We start from the raw sequence: 12,716 nt of genomic DNA on the forward strand, positions 1-12,716 counted from the left end.
CGCCCGGAAGAATTCGTTCCGGCGTCGAACGGGCCGCTCGACAGACTGACGTGATGCGCCGACTCGCCGACCGACTGGCGGAGATCCCCGGCGTCGTCGCCGTCACCCTCGGCGGCTCCCGAGCCGCCGGGACGCATCGCGCCGACTCCGACTGGGACTTCGGGCTCTACTACTGCGGCACGATCGATCCCGACGACGTGCGGGCGCTCGGCTGGGAGGGCCAGGTGTTCGGTCCGGGTGACTGGGGACGGATCGTCAACGGGGGCGCGTGGCTGCAGGTCGAGGGCCAGGCGGTCGACCTGATCTATCGCGATCTCGACGACGTGCTCGAGTGGACCGCGGCGGCCGAGCAGGGCCGCTTCGAGATCCAGCGCGAGGTCGGCTACGTCGCCGGCATCGCGACGTATGTGCTGGCGGGTGAGCTGGCGATCAACGAAGTCCTGGTCGGCGATCTCCCTCGGCCCGTCTTCCCGGAGGCCCTGCGGGAGGCGGCGCCACCGTTGTGGTTCCGGCTGGCCGCCGGCGCCCTCGAGGTCGGCCGAGGACACGCGCGGCGCGGCGACGGCGTCGCCGCGGTCGCCAACTACGCCCAGGCCGTACTGGCCACGGCCCAGGGTCGACTCGCCGCCCGGGGAGAGTGGGCGTTGAACGAGAAGGGCATCGTGGACCGAGCCGGACTGTCCGAGGCCGCGATCCTTCTCGCTGGGGGCGCCACTGAGCGCTCAGCCGAACAATTGGCCATGATGCTCACCCTGCCGCGCCGGCGGCGCTGACCGGCGGGTCGAACCTCTAGAACCACTCCCAACGGTCGGGAGCTCCCGCCAACTCGACACCGGTCCGGTCGGCGACGACCGCTCCACCGCGTAGCACGATCGCTCGATCGGCGATGTCGAGGGCGCGATCGACGTGCTGTTCGACGAACAGCACCGCCGTTGCGTGCGCGTTGCTCCATGCCGTGAGCACTTCGAGGATCTCGTCGAAGAGGCGTGGCGAGATGCCGAGCGACAGCTCGTCGAGCACGAGCAGGCGGGGCCTCGACAGCATCGCCATCGCCAGGCCCAGCATGCGTTGCTGGCCTCCGCTGAGGGTGCCGGCCCGTTGCCGGAGGCGTTGGCCGAGCACCGGGAACAACGCCGACACCTCGTCGGCCGGCTCGGTCGACCGAGAACGGCGGGGAAGGACGTACGTGCCCATCGTCAGGTTCTTCGCGACGCTCAGCTCGGGGAACACGAAGTGCTGCTGCGGGCTGTACGCCATGCCGGCGTCGATCCGCGTCGGTGTGTCGGCGGACGTGACGTCGACGCCGCCGAACTCGATCACGCCGGAGCGGGGCTCGACGAGACCGAGGACCGTCTTGAGCAGCGTGGACTTGCCGGCGCCGTTGTGGCCGATGACGGCGACGACCTCACCGACGCCGACGGTGAGGTCGACGTCGAACAACACGTCGCGGGATCCGTACCCGGCGCTGATGCCCCGAACGCCCAGCAGCGTCTCGCCCGTCACGCCCGCTCCCGTGCCGGGCCGCCGAAGTAGCTCTCGACCAGGGCCGGGCTGGCCATCAAGTGGTCGACGGTGTCCACGGCGACGATGCGTCCCTCGTCGAGGAAGTACGCCCGGCCCTCGAGGCGGCGGATCACATCGAGATTGTGCTCGACCAGACATACGGTCCGGCCCGACCCCGCCAAAGTCCTGACGACGTCGAGCATCATCGACACCCGTCCGGGATCGGTGCCGGCCGAGGGTTCGTCGAGCAGCATCACGGTCGATCCCATGGCGAGCAGACGGGCGAGCGCCACCAACTTCTGGTCGCCGAACGCGAGATCGTTGACCGGCCGGTCGGCCAGATGATCGAGGCGCACGAAGCTGAGACACTCAGCCGCAATTCGCCGCGCTGCGTCCTCGCCTCCGCGAACCCGAGCGGGAGCGAGGAACAGCGGTCCGAGTCGCTCGCCGGGTTGTTCGGGCACGGCGACGACGACGTTGTCGAACACGCTCATCGTCTGGAAGAGGCGCACGTCCTGGAACGTGCGCCCGACCCCGGCCCGAGCGGTGCGGTACGACGGCTGACCGGTCAGGTCGAGCTCACCGAGCGTGACCGTTCCGCCGTCGGGTCGTAGATCGCCGGTGAGGACGTTGAACAGGGTCGACTTGCCGGCGCCGTTGGGTCCGATGAGCGCCGTGATCTGCCCTTCAGGGAGCTCGATGTCGACGTCGTCGAGCGCGGCGATGGCGCCGAATCGCTTGCTCAGGGCACGGCCGCCGAGGCGGCGCCCGGCCCCGGCCGGAGTTGAGACCACCGAGTCGCCACCCGGTGCGACGGCTTCTGGCAGGGGAGGGGCACCGCCGAACAGGCGACCGACGTGACGCGACTCTCTCAGCAGACCGGCAGGCCGGTAGCGCACGAGGAGGATCAGGGCGACGCCGTAGGCGACGTTGCGAATGGGAGCCGCGTTGTCACCGCCGATGTCGAGCTTGGCGAGGATGTCGGGCAGGGAGATCAGCGCCGCCGCGGCGATGACCGACCCGACCGGGTTGGCTGTCCCGCCGAGCACGACGATGGCGGCGACGAGCATCGCGGCATCGAGCCCGAACGACGTGGGGCTCACGAATTCGAGGTAGGAGCCCCACAGCGCGCCCACGAGCCCGGCCATCGCAGCGCTGATGGCGAACACCTGGAACTGGAACCGCACGACCCGCTTGCCGAGCGCCGATGTGGCACGCGGATCGTCGCGGATCGCCTTCAGCACCCGTCCGTAGGGTGACTCGCCCAGTCGCCACACGACCGCGAGGATCACCGCCGTGACGACACTCAGCACCGGGACCCACGCCACGACCGACTGCGGGGACAGGCCGAAGAGCGACGCCGGTTCGATCGGAAAGAGCCCAGTCGCCCCGCCCGTCACGTCGACCCACGAGCGCGCCACCTGGTTGCCGATGGACAGGACGGCCAGCGTCATCAGCACGACGTACTCGCCGCTCATGCGCAGTGACGCCAGCGCCACGACCAGCCCTGCCACCGCGCTGGCCAGCACGGCCACCGTCGTGGCTGGCACGAAGGGCCACTCGTGGGTCCGGGTGAGCACGGCCATCGTGTAGGCGCCGAGGCCGAAGAAGGCGGCATGGGCCAGCGACAGGTAGCCGAGATAGCCCATCACGAGATTGAGCGAGATGGCGAGGGCGCCGAACACCAGCGCCTGGTTGACGACGTCGACCCACAGCTCCATGTCAGCTCGCGGTCCGGAACAGGCCCTGTGGGCGCAGCAGGAGGATCGCCAGGAGGACGACGAGAGCGATCGTCGGCTGCCAGTGGCCGGGCAGCCACAGGCCGCCCATGCTCTGGGCCAGTCCGAGAATCAGGCCGCCGGCGGCGGAGCCGAGCAGGCTGCCGGCCCCGCCGAGGAACATCGCGATCAGCCCCGAGACGACCACGCTGAGCCCCATCGACGGGTTGATCGCCGACGTCGACGCCACGTACAGCCCTGCCACGCCGACGAGGGCTGACCCGACGACGAAGGCCAGCAGGTGCACGCGCTCGACGCGGACCCCTACACCGCGAGCCAGTTCGACGTTAGTGCGTACGGCGCTGGTCGACGACCCCCACCGCGTGAAGCGGTCGGCCGCCCACACCACGGCGATGCTGAGCCAGGCGACGGCAATGAGGCCGACGTCGAGCCGGGTGATCGCTGCCGAGCCGATCAGGTACACCTCGGATGGAATCAACTGGAGCCCGCGATTCCCGGCGCCGAGCACGATCTGGAGCACGTTGACTCCTGCCACGTAGAGCCCCATCGACACGAGGAACATGCCGAGGTCGCCAGTGCCCGCTCGCCGCATCGGCCTGTACACGAATGCCTGAGCGGCCGCCCCGGACGCCGCCGCCGCCACGATGGCTGCGGCGGCGGCGAACACGATCGGGGTGCCGAGATCGTCGACCAGCAACACGGCGGTGTACGACGCCACGACGATCGACAGGACGTGGGCGAAGTGGAAGACCCGCGCCGTGCCGTAGATCACCGACCAGCTCACGCCGACGAGCGCGAACAGGCTGCCGTTGACGATGCCGTCCAAGAAGAGCTGGAGGGCGAGCCGGCCCCTCACTTGCTACGCACCGGCGAGGTCGGCGAGTGTGCGGCCCACCTGGAGCTCACCGTCGGCGATCACCCCGACCGGGACGGCGACGTGGCCCTCGACGACCGACACCAGGAACGGTCGTTGGTAGCCGTGGGTCTCGGTGTCCCAGACGTACGGCGTGCCGATGATCGATGTCGGTGTGGCCGGGTCGGCGATGAATGCGTCGTACAGCGCCTCGCGGTCGTTGGGGTCCGCCCCGGCCCGCACGGCACGGGCCACGAGGTCGGCGATCAACCAGGTGTTCTCGTAGAACATCGACGCGAACGGCTCGGGGTCAGTGCCGTAGGTCTCCCGGAAACCGTCGACGAAGAGGCGGTTGAACGGGTGATCCAGCTCGGGGTCGAGGGCGTAGGTGATCGCCACGTATCCCTCGTCGGCGTCACCGGTGATCGCCTCGAACTGCGGATCGAACTCACTGCCCATGATCGTCCCCTCGAAGCCGCGATCGCGCAGCGCCGTGATGACGTTGGCGTTGTCGGGGCCGAACAGCACGAGGAACACGACGTCCGGCTCTCCGGCCAGGGCGCGTGCGATCTGGGGGCCGACGTTCGACGATCCGATGTCGACGAGTTCGGTGGCGTCGACCGACCCACCGAGCTCCTCCCACCGGGCTGTGATCTCCTCGCCCGCGGCGATCCCGGTGGCCGTATTCCAGGCGATGATCGCTGCTGTGGTCGCCTCGGGCGACGTCTCGTGCACATAGTCGGCCATGAAGCGCAACGGCGCCTGGCCGTCGGGGCCGCCCATCCACAGGTACTCGCCCGCGCCCAGCTGTTCGGGCGTCGCCCCCGCCGGATTGAACGTGAGGAGCCCGGCGTCGTCGATGATCGGCACGATGGCGATCGAGGCCTCGGGGAACGAGGTCTGGGCGATCGGGGTGCCGTCGTCGACGAGCTGCCGGGCCGCCGAGATCGCAGCCTCCGGCGTGCCGCTCGCGTTGTCGACGCGGTTGAACGTGATCGTCGGTCCGCCGGCTGCCGCGATCTGGGCGGCCGCGAGGTCGGACCCGTTGCGGAAGAGGTCGGCGTACGACGCCGCTCCGCCCGTGAGCGGCAGGATCTGGCCGACCTCGAGGGTGACGTCCGACAGGTCGACGTCGGACCAGTCGTACCCCGACGGGTTGGCTGCGGGGCCGGCGTCGGCGGGAACGCTGGTGCCGGCCACCGACGTCGTGGCGAGCACGAGTGGAGCGAGTAGGCCGGCGGTGGCGGTCACCGCTAGACGGCGGCCGCGATGGACGTGGAACATGAGTACTCCCCCTGGTCAGGGACCGGCGATCCCCGGTCCGGACGCCCTCTGGCGCCTCGCGCTGTGGCTCGTTATAGTGCGCTTATTCGTTTTTGATGTCAATAACGAAATCGAGCGTCGAACGCTTCACACCATTGGGGGATCGCGATGTCTGCACGGGCCGAATTGGAAGCCGCCCTGGCTCCGTTGATGGAAGGAGTCGTCGAAGGCGAGCCGACGCTCGCCACGCAGCGGGAGGGTCAGGACCGCTTCGGTGATCTGATCCCGTTGCCCGACGGCGCCCGAGTCCGTGACGACACGCTGGGCGGTGTCCCGGTGCGGTACATCGAGTTCGACGGCACCGCCCAGGGACCGGTGCTCTTCTACCTCCACGGTGGGGGCTACACGATCGGCTCGTTGCGAAGCCATCAGGGCTTCGTCGGCACGTTCGCCGGGCTGGCCGGTGGCTGGTCGGTGCAGGTCGACTATCGGCTCGGTCCGGAGCACCCCCATCCTGCAGCTGTCGACGACGCCGTCGCCGCCTACCTGGCCCTGGTGGAGTCAGGCGTCGACCCTGGTCGCATCGTCGTCTCGGGCGATTCCGCCGGCGGCGGATTGTCCCTGGCGCTCCTCGTCGCCCTCCGGGACGGCGGGCATCCGCAACCGGCCGGCGCCACGCTGATGTCCCCGTGGACCGACCTGAGCTTCACGGGCGAGTCGATGACGACCAACAAGGCGGTCGACACGATGGTCATGATCGAGTTCATCAGCGTGATGGCGAACGACTACATGGCCGACGGTGACCCGACCAACCCGCTGATCTCACCGGTCTACGCCGACCTCACCGGACTGGCTCCCCTGCAGCTTCACGTCGGCGGCGACGAGATCCTGCTCGACGACTCGCAGCGCATCGCCGATCACGCCGCCGCGGTCGGCGTGCCGTGCGACCTGCACGTCTGGCCCGAGATGCTCCACATCTTCCCGTACTTCGCTCCGCTGCTCCCGCAGGGCCACGTCTCGTGGCAAGCGCTCGGGATGATGGTCGACTTCGTCAAGGAGCACGCGGCGTGACCGACGTGACGAGAACGTTCGTCGGCCTGCCGTCACCGATCGTCGGGCGCGCCGGAGCCGGTGGCTATCCGTGCCAGGGCATCTACCACGCGCCGACGGGGGTCCAGCCGACGACTGCCTTCATCGCCACGCACTACAACGTCGACTTCTCCGAGCACTACCTCGCCGATCACCTGGCGGAGCGGGGCTACGGCTTCCTCGGGTGGAACACCCGGTTTCGCGGCGCCGAGCCGTACTTCCTCCTCGACCACGCCCTGGCCGAGATCGCCGTCGGTGTGCGCTGGCTGCGTGAGCAGGGCGTCGAACGTGTCGTCTTGCTCGGCAACTCGGGAGGCGGATCGCTGATGTCCGCCTACCACTCCCAGTCGCGCTCGGTGACCATCCGCCCGGCGATCGGTCGGCCGCTCGTCCCGCAGATCGAGGACCTGCCCGCGGCCGACCTCTTCGTGTTCGTGGCGGCCCATCCCGGCCGGCCCGAGATCCTCACCGACTGGCTCGACCCGAGCGTCATCGACGAGCACGACCCGCTGGCCCCGCGCGACGAGAACCTCGACCTGTTCAACGGCACCGTCCAGCCGCCGTACTCCGACGAGTTCGTGGCCCGCTATCGGGCCGGGCAACGGGCCCGCAACGAACGGCTGACGACGTGGTGCCTCGAGCGCCTCGACGAGCTCCGTTCCGAGGGGATCGGCGATCAGCTCTTCGTGATGCGGCGCACCTGGGCCGACCCCCGGTTCGTCGATCCCACCATCGATCCGTCAGCGCGTCCGACGCCGCACTGCTACCTCGGTGACCCGGCGAAGGCCAACGCCGGGGTCTTCGGGATCGGCACCGTGAGCACGCTGCGCACGTGGCTCAACATGTGGAGCCTCACGGAGTCCGACTGTCGCGGCGCTCAGCACCTCGAACGGCTCGAGCTGCCGACGCTTCTCGTGCAGCCCGATGCCGACTCGGGTGTGTTCCCCCTGCAGGCCGAGGAGATCCTCGGGTCCATCGGCGCCGTTGACAAGCAGATGGTCACGCTGCCCGGTGACCACTACTTCCAGGGCGAGGGTCAGCGATCCGCGCTCGCCGACGTCGTGGCCGAGTGGACCGCAGCCCACGGAGCCGGGCCGGCGTGACGTCGACGGGTGGGTGGAGATCCTTCGCCCTCCCGTCCTCCTCCCGGGTCAGCTCGTGGTAGGAGCCGACAGGTCGTTGCGGGGGCGGCGGAGATACTCGCGACCATCGCTGCCTTCGTTGCCGTGCAGGACGATCGAGTGTTCGCAGAATCGCCAGCGGCCCTCGTCGAGGCGCAGGGCGGACCGGTACGAACCGAGCGCCCAGAACGTGTCGCCGTCGAGCTTGCGATGCCACGCCTGCACGTAGGCGGTGGCGTGCACGACGTCGCCGTCGACCGAACGCACCCGCACCTGGCTGATGTGATGGCTCGTCTCCCGGAAGAGGCCGAGGAGGCGACGGGCGTGCCCGGCGATCCACTCCCGACTCGGCACCGGCCGGCCGCCGTCGAAGCGGCAGTCGTTCGTGAAGTTGGCGGCGAAGGCCTCGGGGTCGGCGTCGTCGGCGGCCTCGGCGTAGTCGTAGTACGCCTCGCTGACGACACGCAGCAGCTCGGGATCTCGCGAATCGAGTGCGGTCGGTTCGGTCATGAGTGGTTCCCCTTGTCGGTGTGGCGGTGGATGATGGCGGCGACTGGCTGCTTCGGGGTCACGAGGCCGTGGCGCGTCGGATGCTGCCGTCGCCGTCACAGCCGATCACGAGCGTCCTGGGGTCCTCGGCGTACAACGACGCCGAGCGGCCGCGGCGGTCGGATCGTCGGGGCATGCCGATGGCGAGGTCGGCGGCGACGACGTCGCGTCGGTCGTCGGGGGCGACGAGCACGACCCGGCGGGTGCCCACCTCGGAAACGGCGACGCCGTCGGCCAGCACGGCGACCGCCTCAGGTTGGGCCAGGCCGCCGTGGTGGCGGACCTCGCCGACGGTCCACACGGCGATCGTTCCGGTCACGCGGTCGCACGCCGCCACCTGAGCATCGTCGGCGGACACGGCGATGGCGTCGACCTGGTCGAGCCCGACTTCGATCTCCCTGACCCGGGCTCCGTCGCGATCGAGTTGGACGACGCGCCCGTCGATGGCGGCGTACAGCGCCGAGCGAGATGCTGCGAGGGCGCTCGCCCCGCCCGACGTGAGACCGAGGATCTGCTCGCTCATCGACCCCGCGGTCGTCACGACGCTGCGGGTGGCCAACGTCGCCGGATCGATGGCGAGGATCTCGCCGGCCATCGTCAGGGCGAACAGCTCGTCGCCGATGCGTGCGGCGGCACTGGCCACGAACTGCTGTCCGGCGAGCAGTCTGGTGAGGCGATCGATGCGTCCGTCACGATCGACGCGCAGGATGCTGTTGTGGTCGGCGACGAGCAACGCGGAGTCGTCCCAACGGGCGATCGAGCCCGGCCCCAGGAGCCCGCCGGGGGCGATCACCGCCGTGCGCAGGCCAGTGGTCGGATCCCACCGCTCGACCCGGGCCTCGACGAAGTTCGAGGTGTACAGCGCGCCCGCTGCGTCGAAGCAGAAGTTGTCGATCGTCGGCCCGGGAGCGGCGAGCGGCTGCCGGTGGCCGGAGACGAGGTCGACGGCGACGACCTCGCCAGTGCCGGCGTCGGCGACGACGAGCCGGCCGTCGGCGGCGAACTTCACGGCCGTCGGTAGGGCGAACCGGTCGGCCACCGTGGTCACCTCGGGGTCGTCGGGATCGGTCGCCGCGACAGCGCCGGAGAACACCTGCGGGAAGTACAGGCGCCCGTCGGGCCCGCGCTCCATCCCGTTGAGCCAGTCGTACCCCTCGGCGATCACCCGGTACCGATTGAGCTCGTGGCGATCGAGCTCGAGGACACGACCACCCTCGCGCATCTCGTCCACGAAGAGTCGGTCGGTCGCCGGGTCGAGAGCGATGCCGTTGGGGGCGATCGTGTCGTCGAGCAGCACTTGGTACCGCTCGCCCGCACGGAGGCTCACCCGGTTGTTGAGCGTCTCCGTGACGAAGCAGGTACCGGCCGAATCGAACACGAGGTCGTCCGGCCCCTCCATCGGTGAGCCCATCGGGTCGGCGATGTCGAGCCGGCCGGTCGCCGGATCCCACGCCGAGATCTGGTCGCCGTTCACCTCCGTGATCCACAGCCGGCCATCGGGGGCGATGCGGATGCCGTTGGAGACGTACAGCTGGTTCGGCGCGACGATCGTGGTCAACGTCCAGCCGGCGCCCGGACGCGGCTCGTACTCCTCGTAGTGCGACCAGCGGGAGCGGAGATCGGTGTCCATGTGGTCCATGTGGAGAGTCCTGTCGTCGGGCGTGTCGGTCGAGGTGACGCTCACACCAGGCGCGAGGCGCGCCCGGCCCAGTACTGATCGCGGAGGCGACGCTTGTAGAGCTTGCCGTTGGCGTCACGCGGTAGCTCGTCGACGAAGTCGACCGATCGGGGGATCGAGATGCTGCCCAGTCGCTCGCGGCACAGCGCGATGAGCTCGGCGGCGAGGGGCGGCGTGGCGCCGACTCCGGCTCGGAGCTGGACGACGGCTTTGACCTCCTCACCGAGATCGTCGTTGGGCACACCGATCACGGCGGCGTCCTCGACGCGATCATCCGACGACAACACCTCCTCGATCCCCTGCGGATAGATGTTGACGCCGCCGGAGATGATCATGTGGCTCAGGCGGTCGGTGAGGAAGAGGTAGCCGTCGTCGTCGAGGTGGCCGATGTCGCCCAGGGTCACCTGGCCCTCGCGGTGGATCTCAGCCGTCTTGCCGGGAGCGTTGTGGTACTCGAAGCGGTGGTTCGTCATCACGTCGAAGTAGACGAGGCCGTCTCGGTGCGGCGGCAGGTCCTCGCCCGTCGCCGGGTCGACGATGTGGATCGTGCCCCCGGTCCAGTGGCGCCCGACAGAGCCCGGTCGTTCGAGCCACTCCTCGGACCGGATGCAGGTCGAACCGCCCTCGGTACCGGCGTAGAACTCGACCAGGATCGGCCCCCACCACTCGATCATCCGGCGCTTGACCTCCACCGGGCAGGGGGCCGACGCGTGGTAGGCGACCTCGTGCGACGAGAGGTCGTACCGGGCGGCCACGTCGGTCGGGACCCGCAGGAGGCGGGTAAACATCGTCGGCACCCACTGGCTCGCCGTGATGCGGTACCGCTCGATCAGGGCGAGGGCCCGTTCGGCGTCGAAGCGATCCATCACGACCGCCATGCCACCGATGGTGTTCATCCCGAAGCTCCAGATCGACGGTGACGAGTGGTAGAGCGGACCGGGCGAGAGGTATCGGGTCGACTCGTCGTGGCCCCACGTCCGCAGGATCGACTCGCCCAGGCTCGGGTTGCTCGCCGGATCGAGACCCGTGAGGGCGACCCGGATCCCCTTGGGCCGGCCGGTGGTGCCGGACGAATAGAACATCGACGCTCCCATCGTCTCGACGCGAAGCGCTCGGTCGTCGTGACGAGCGAGCGCATCGGCCCACCGGAGATCGCCGGCGCGCCCCGCGTCCCCGCCGATCACGATGCCGACAGGTGGGGTGCCCGTCCCGCCGAGGTCGCGGTCGGCGACGGCCCGTTCGATCACGTCGGTCAGGCGTTCCTCGTAGAACACCGCCTTGGCGCCGCAATCGCCGAGCACGTAGGAGACCTCGCCGGGCGCGAGATGCCAGTTGATCGGTGTGAGGTAGAGACCCGATCGCATCGCGGCCCACCACACGCTGGCGAACTCGGGGATGTTGCCGGTCATCACCGCCACCGGGTCACCGGGGCGGAGCCCCAGCTCGTCCCGCAGGAAGTGGGCGACTCGGTTGGAGCTGCGATCGAGGTCGTCGTAGGTCAGCTCGACGGCACCGTCTGGCCGGTCGAACACCACGGCGACGGCATCCGGGGTGTGGGCAGCCCAGGCACCGATGTGCATATCAGACCTCGCTCGCCGTGGCGGGCCGGGGATCACGGGGCAGGCGGAGGATGCCCTCGGCGAGCACGTTGCGTTGGATCTCGTCGGTGCCGCCGCCGATGCGCAGCCCCGCCGTCTCGAGGATCTGGCGACCCCACGCGTACGTGCCCCACTCGCCTGTGTCGGCGACGAGGCTGGCACCGAGGATCAGCGCAGCGGTGTGCCCCATCGTCCGCAGCAGCTCGGTCGACAGCAGCTTCAGGGTCGACGCCAGCGGCCCGGGATCGCCGCCGCTTCGGCTGACGTCGGTCACGCGTGCCGACGTCAACTCGGTGACCCGGCGCCGGGTCACGACGTCGGCAAGCGACTGGCGCACGACCGCGTCGCCGGCGACTCCCCGTTCACGGGCCAGGGCGATGAGGCGTGTGGGATCGGTGTTGGGGCCGGCGAGAGACAACGACACCCGCTCGAGATTGAGCGTCGTCCGGGTGATGGCCCAGCCGTCGCCCTCCGCTCCCAAGCGCAGCTCGTCGGGGACGACGACGCCGTCGAGGAACACCTCGTTGAACGCCGAACCTCCGGTGATCTGTCGGATCGGCCGAACGGTCACGCCTGGGCTGTCGAGCGGGACCAAGAAGCACGTGATGCCGCGGTGTTTGGGGGCCGCCGGATCGGTCCGGCACAAGAGCATCCCGTAGTGGGCGACGTGGGCCACCGACGTCCACACCTTCTGACCGTCGACGATCCACGCGTCACCGTCTCGGCGCGCCGTCGTACGGAGGCCGGCGAGGTCGGAACCGGCGTCGGGCTCGGAGAACAGCTGGCAGAACACCAGGTCGCCGCGCAGCCCCGGCACGATGAACCGGCGACGTTGCTCAGCGGTGCCGAATCGGTCGATCGCGGGGATCACCATGTGGTGCCCGATAGCCCAGATCTCGTCAGGTGCTGTCTCGTACTCGCTCTCGGCGCTCTCGAAGGCGTGTTGGTGCTCGGCCGTCAGCCCGAGGCCACCACTCGCTCGCGAGATCGTGATCCCGGCGAAGCCGGCTTCGTGGCGGGCGGTCAACCACATTCGGGCGTCGTCGACCCACGTGGCCGATTCGGGGCGTTCCCACTCGGGGAACAGAGCCAGCGAGTCGTTGGACCCGGGGACGCGACGGCGGCCGTGAGCGGCGAGCCAGGAGCGGGCGCGTCGCTCGAAGTCGGCGACGGATTCCAGCTCGGGGCGGTGGTCGGACCCGTCGCCGGGCCCACTGTGGTCCGGGGGGTTCGACGTCATTTTCGTTTTTGACATCGAAATCACAAAGATGCATAGTAGGACGTCCGTCACACCGAGATCCAGCCCGGCCGGGCGGATAGGCG

The 12,716-nt window shown here is 69.6% G+C and carries 11 protein-coding genes; 3 read left to right on the forward strand and 8 right to left on the reverse strand.

From position 1 onward, the window contains the following. Window positions 1-53 precede the first annotated feature (53 nt). Window positions 54-773, forward strand: coding sequence for a nucleotidyltransferase domain-containing protein (locus tag DN771_RS18230; RefSeq protein ID WP_116998985.1), 720 nt, complete (start codon window positions 54-56; stop codon window positions 771-773). Window positions 774-789: 16 nt separating this feature from the next. Here DN771_RS18230 and DN771_RS18235 read toward each other — a convergent pair whose 3' ends face one another. Genes DN771_RS18235 through DN771_RS18250 form a run of 4 tightly spaced genes read right to left on the reverse strand, consistent with a single transcriptional unit; the run spans window position 790 to window position 5,379 of the window. After that, window positions 790-1,503 carry an ABC transporter ATP-binding protein gene (locus DN771_RS18235; protein WP_193615385.1) on the reverse strand — a complete coding sequence of 238 codons (714 nt, stop codon included), beginning with the start codon at window positions 1,501-1,503 and terminating at the stop codon, window positions 790-792. Further along, complete coding sequence (locus tag DN771_RS18240) at window positions 1,500-3,224, reverse strand: branched-chain amino acid ABC transporter ATP-binding protein/permease (protein WP_116998987.1); 1,725 nt, start codon at window positions 3,222-3,224, stop codon at window positions 1,500-1,502. The genes DN771_RS18235 and DN771_RS18240 overlap by 4 nt, the downstream gene beginning before the upstream one ends. A gap of 1 nt (window position 3,225) precedes the next feature. After that, window positions 3,226-4,098, reverse strand: coding sequence for a branched-chain amino acid ABC transporter permease (locus DN771_RS18245; RefSeq protein ID WP_116998988.1), 873 nt, complete (start codon window positions 4,096-4,098; stop codon window positions 3,226-3,228). Between the two features lie 3 nt (window positions 4,099-4,101). Further along, window positions 4,102-5,379 carry an ABC transporter substrate-binding protein gene (locus DN771_RS18250; RefSeq protein ID WP_116998989.1) on the reverse strand — a complete coding sequence of 426 codons (1,278 nt, stop codon included), beginning with the start codon at window positions 5,377-5,379 and terminating at the stop codon, window positions 4,102-4,104. Between the two features lie 147 nt (window positions 5,380-5,526). Here DN771_RS18250 and DN771_RS18255 point away from each other — a divergent pair, with 147 nt between their 5' ends. Both DN771_RS18255 and DN771_RS18260 read left to right on the forward strand, forming a co-directional pair. Continuing rightward, window positions 5,527-6,429: an alpha/beta hydrolase gene (locus DN771_RS18255; protein ID WP_116998990.1), complete on the forward strand. Its 903-nt coding sequence runs from the start codon at window positions 5,527-5,529 to the stop codon at window positions 6,427-6,429. Beyond that, window positions 6,426-7,550 (forward strand): alpha/beta hydrolase, encoded by a 1,125-nt coding sequence (locus DN771_RS18260; protein ID WP_116998991.1) that lies wholly within the window; start codon window positions 6,426-6,428, stop codon window positions 7,548-7,550. The genes DN771_RS18255 and DN771_RS18260 overlap by 4 nt, the downstream gene beginning before the upstream one ends. A 48-nt stretch (window positions 7,551-7,598) precedes the next feature. On the opposite strand, the gene DN771_RS18265 is transcribed toward DN771_RS18260, so the two are convergent. The 4 genes from DN771_RS18265 to DN771_RS18280 are packed head-to-tail and all read right to left on the reverse strand — an operon-like array spanning window position 7,599 to window position 12,633. Then, the gene (locus DN771_RS18265; RefSeq protein WP_116998992.1) at window positions 7,599-8,078 is read right to left on the reverse strand and encodes a nuclear transport factor 2 family protein; all 480 of its coding nucleotides are present in this window, start codon (window positions 8,076-8,078) and stop codon (window positions 7,599-7,601) included. Window positions 8,079-8,136: 58 nt separating this feature from the next. Further along, window positions 8,137-9,756 (reverse strand): NHL repeat-containing protein, encoded by a 1,620-nt coding sequence (locus DN771_RS18270; protein WP_162942099.1) that lies wholly within the window; start codon window positions 9,754-9,756, stop codon window positions 8,137-8,139. A gap of 41 nt (window positions 9,757-9,797) precedes the next feature. After that, window positions 9,798-11,375, reverse strand: coding sequence for an AMP-binding protein (locus tag DN771_RS18275; RefSeq protein WP_116998994.1), 1,578 nt, complete (start codon window positions 11,373-11,375; stop codon window positions 9,798-9,800). A 1-nt stretch (window position 11,376) separates the two neighbouring features. Then, entirely contained in the window at window positions 11,377-12,633 is a 1,257-nt protein-coding gene (locus tag DN771_RS18280) for an acyl-CoA dehydrogenase family protein (protein WP_162942100.1), read from the reverse strand. Between the last annotated feature and the right edge of the window lie 83 nt (window positions 12,634-12,716).

It is taken from the genome of Desertimonas flava, from assembly GCF_003426815.1.
GTDB classification, from domain to species: Bacteria; Actinomycetota; Acidimicrobiia; order Acidimicrobiales; family Ilumatobacteraceae; genus Desertimonas; species Desertimonas flava.

Bases quoted from the DNA above. Each gene is read 5' to 3' on its own strand.
- DN771_RS18230 (WP_116998985.1), top strand. From the start codon at position 54: ATGCGCCGACTCGCCGACCGACTGGCGGAGATCCCCGGCGTCGTCGCC.
- DN771_RS18240 (WP_116998987.1), bottom strand. From the start codon at position 3,224: ATGGAGCTGTGGGTCGACGTCGTCAACCAGGCGCTGGTGTTCGGCGCC.
- DN771_RS18250 (WP_116998989.1), bottom strand. From the start codon at position 5,379: ATGTTCCACGTCCATCGCGGCCGCCGTCTAGCGGTGACCGCCACCGCC.
- DN771_RS18255 (WP_116998990.1), top strand. From the start codon at position 5,527: ATGTCTGCACGGGCCGAATTGGAAGCCGCCCTGGCTCCGTTGATGGAA.
- DN771_RS18265 (WP_116998992.1), bottom strand. From the start codon at position 8,078: ATGACCGAACCGACCGCACTCGATTCGCGAGATCCCGAGCTGCTGCGT.
- DN771_RS18270 (WP_162942099.1), bottom strand. From the start codon at position 9,756: ATGGACCACATGGACACCGATCTCCGCTCCCGCTGGTCGCACTACGAG.
- DN771_RS18275 (WP_116998994.1), bottom strand. From the start codon at position 11,375: ATGCACATCGGTGCCTGGGCTGCCCACACCCCGGATGCCGTCGCCGTG.
- DN771_RS18280 (WP_162942100.1), bottom strand. From the start codon at position 12,633: ATGACGTCGAACCCCCCGGACCACAGTGGGCCCGGCGACGGGTCCGAC.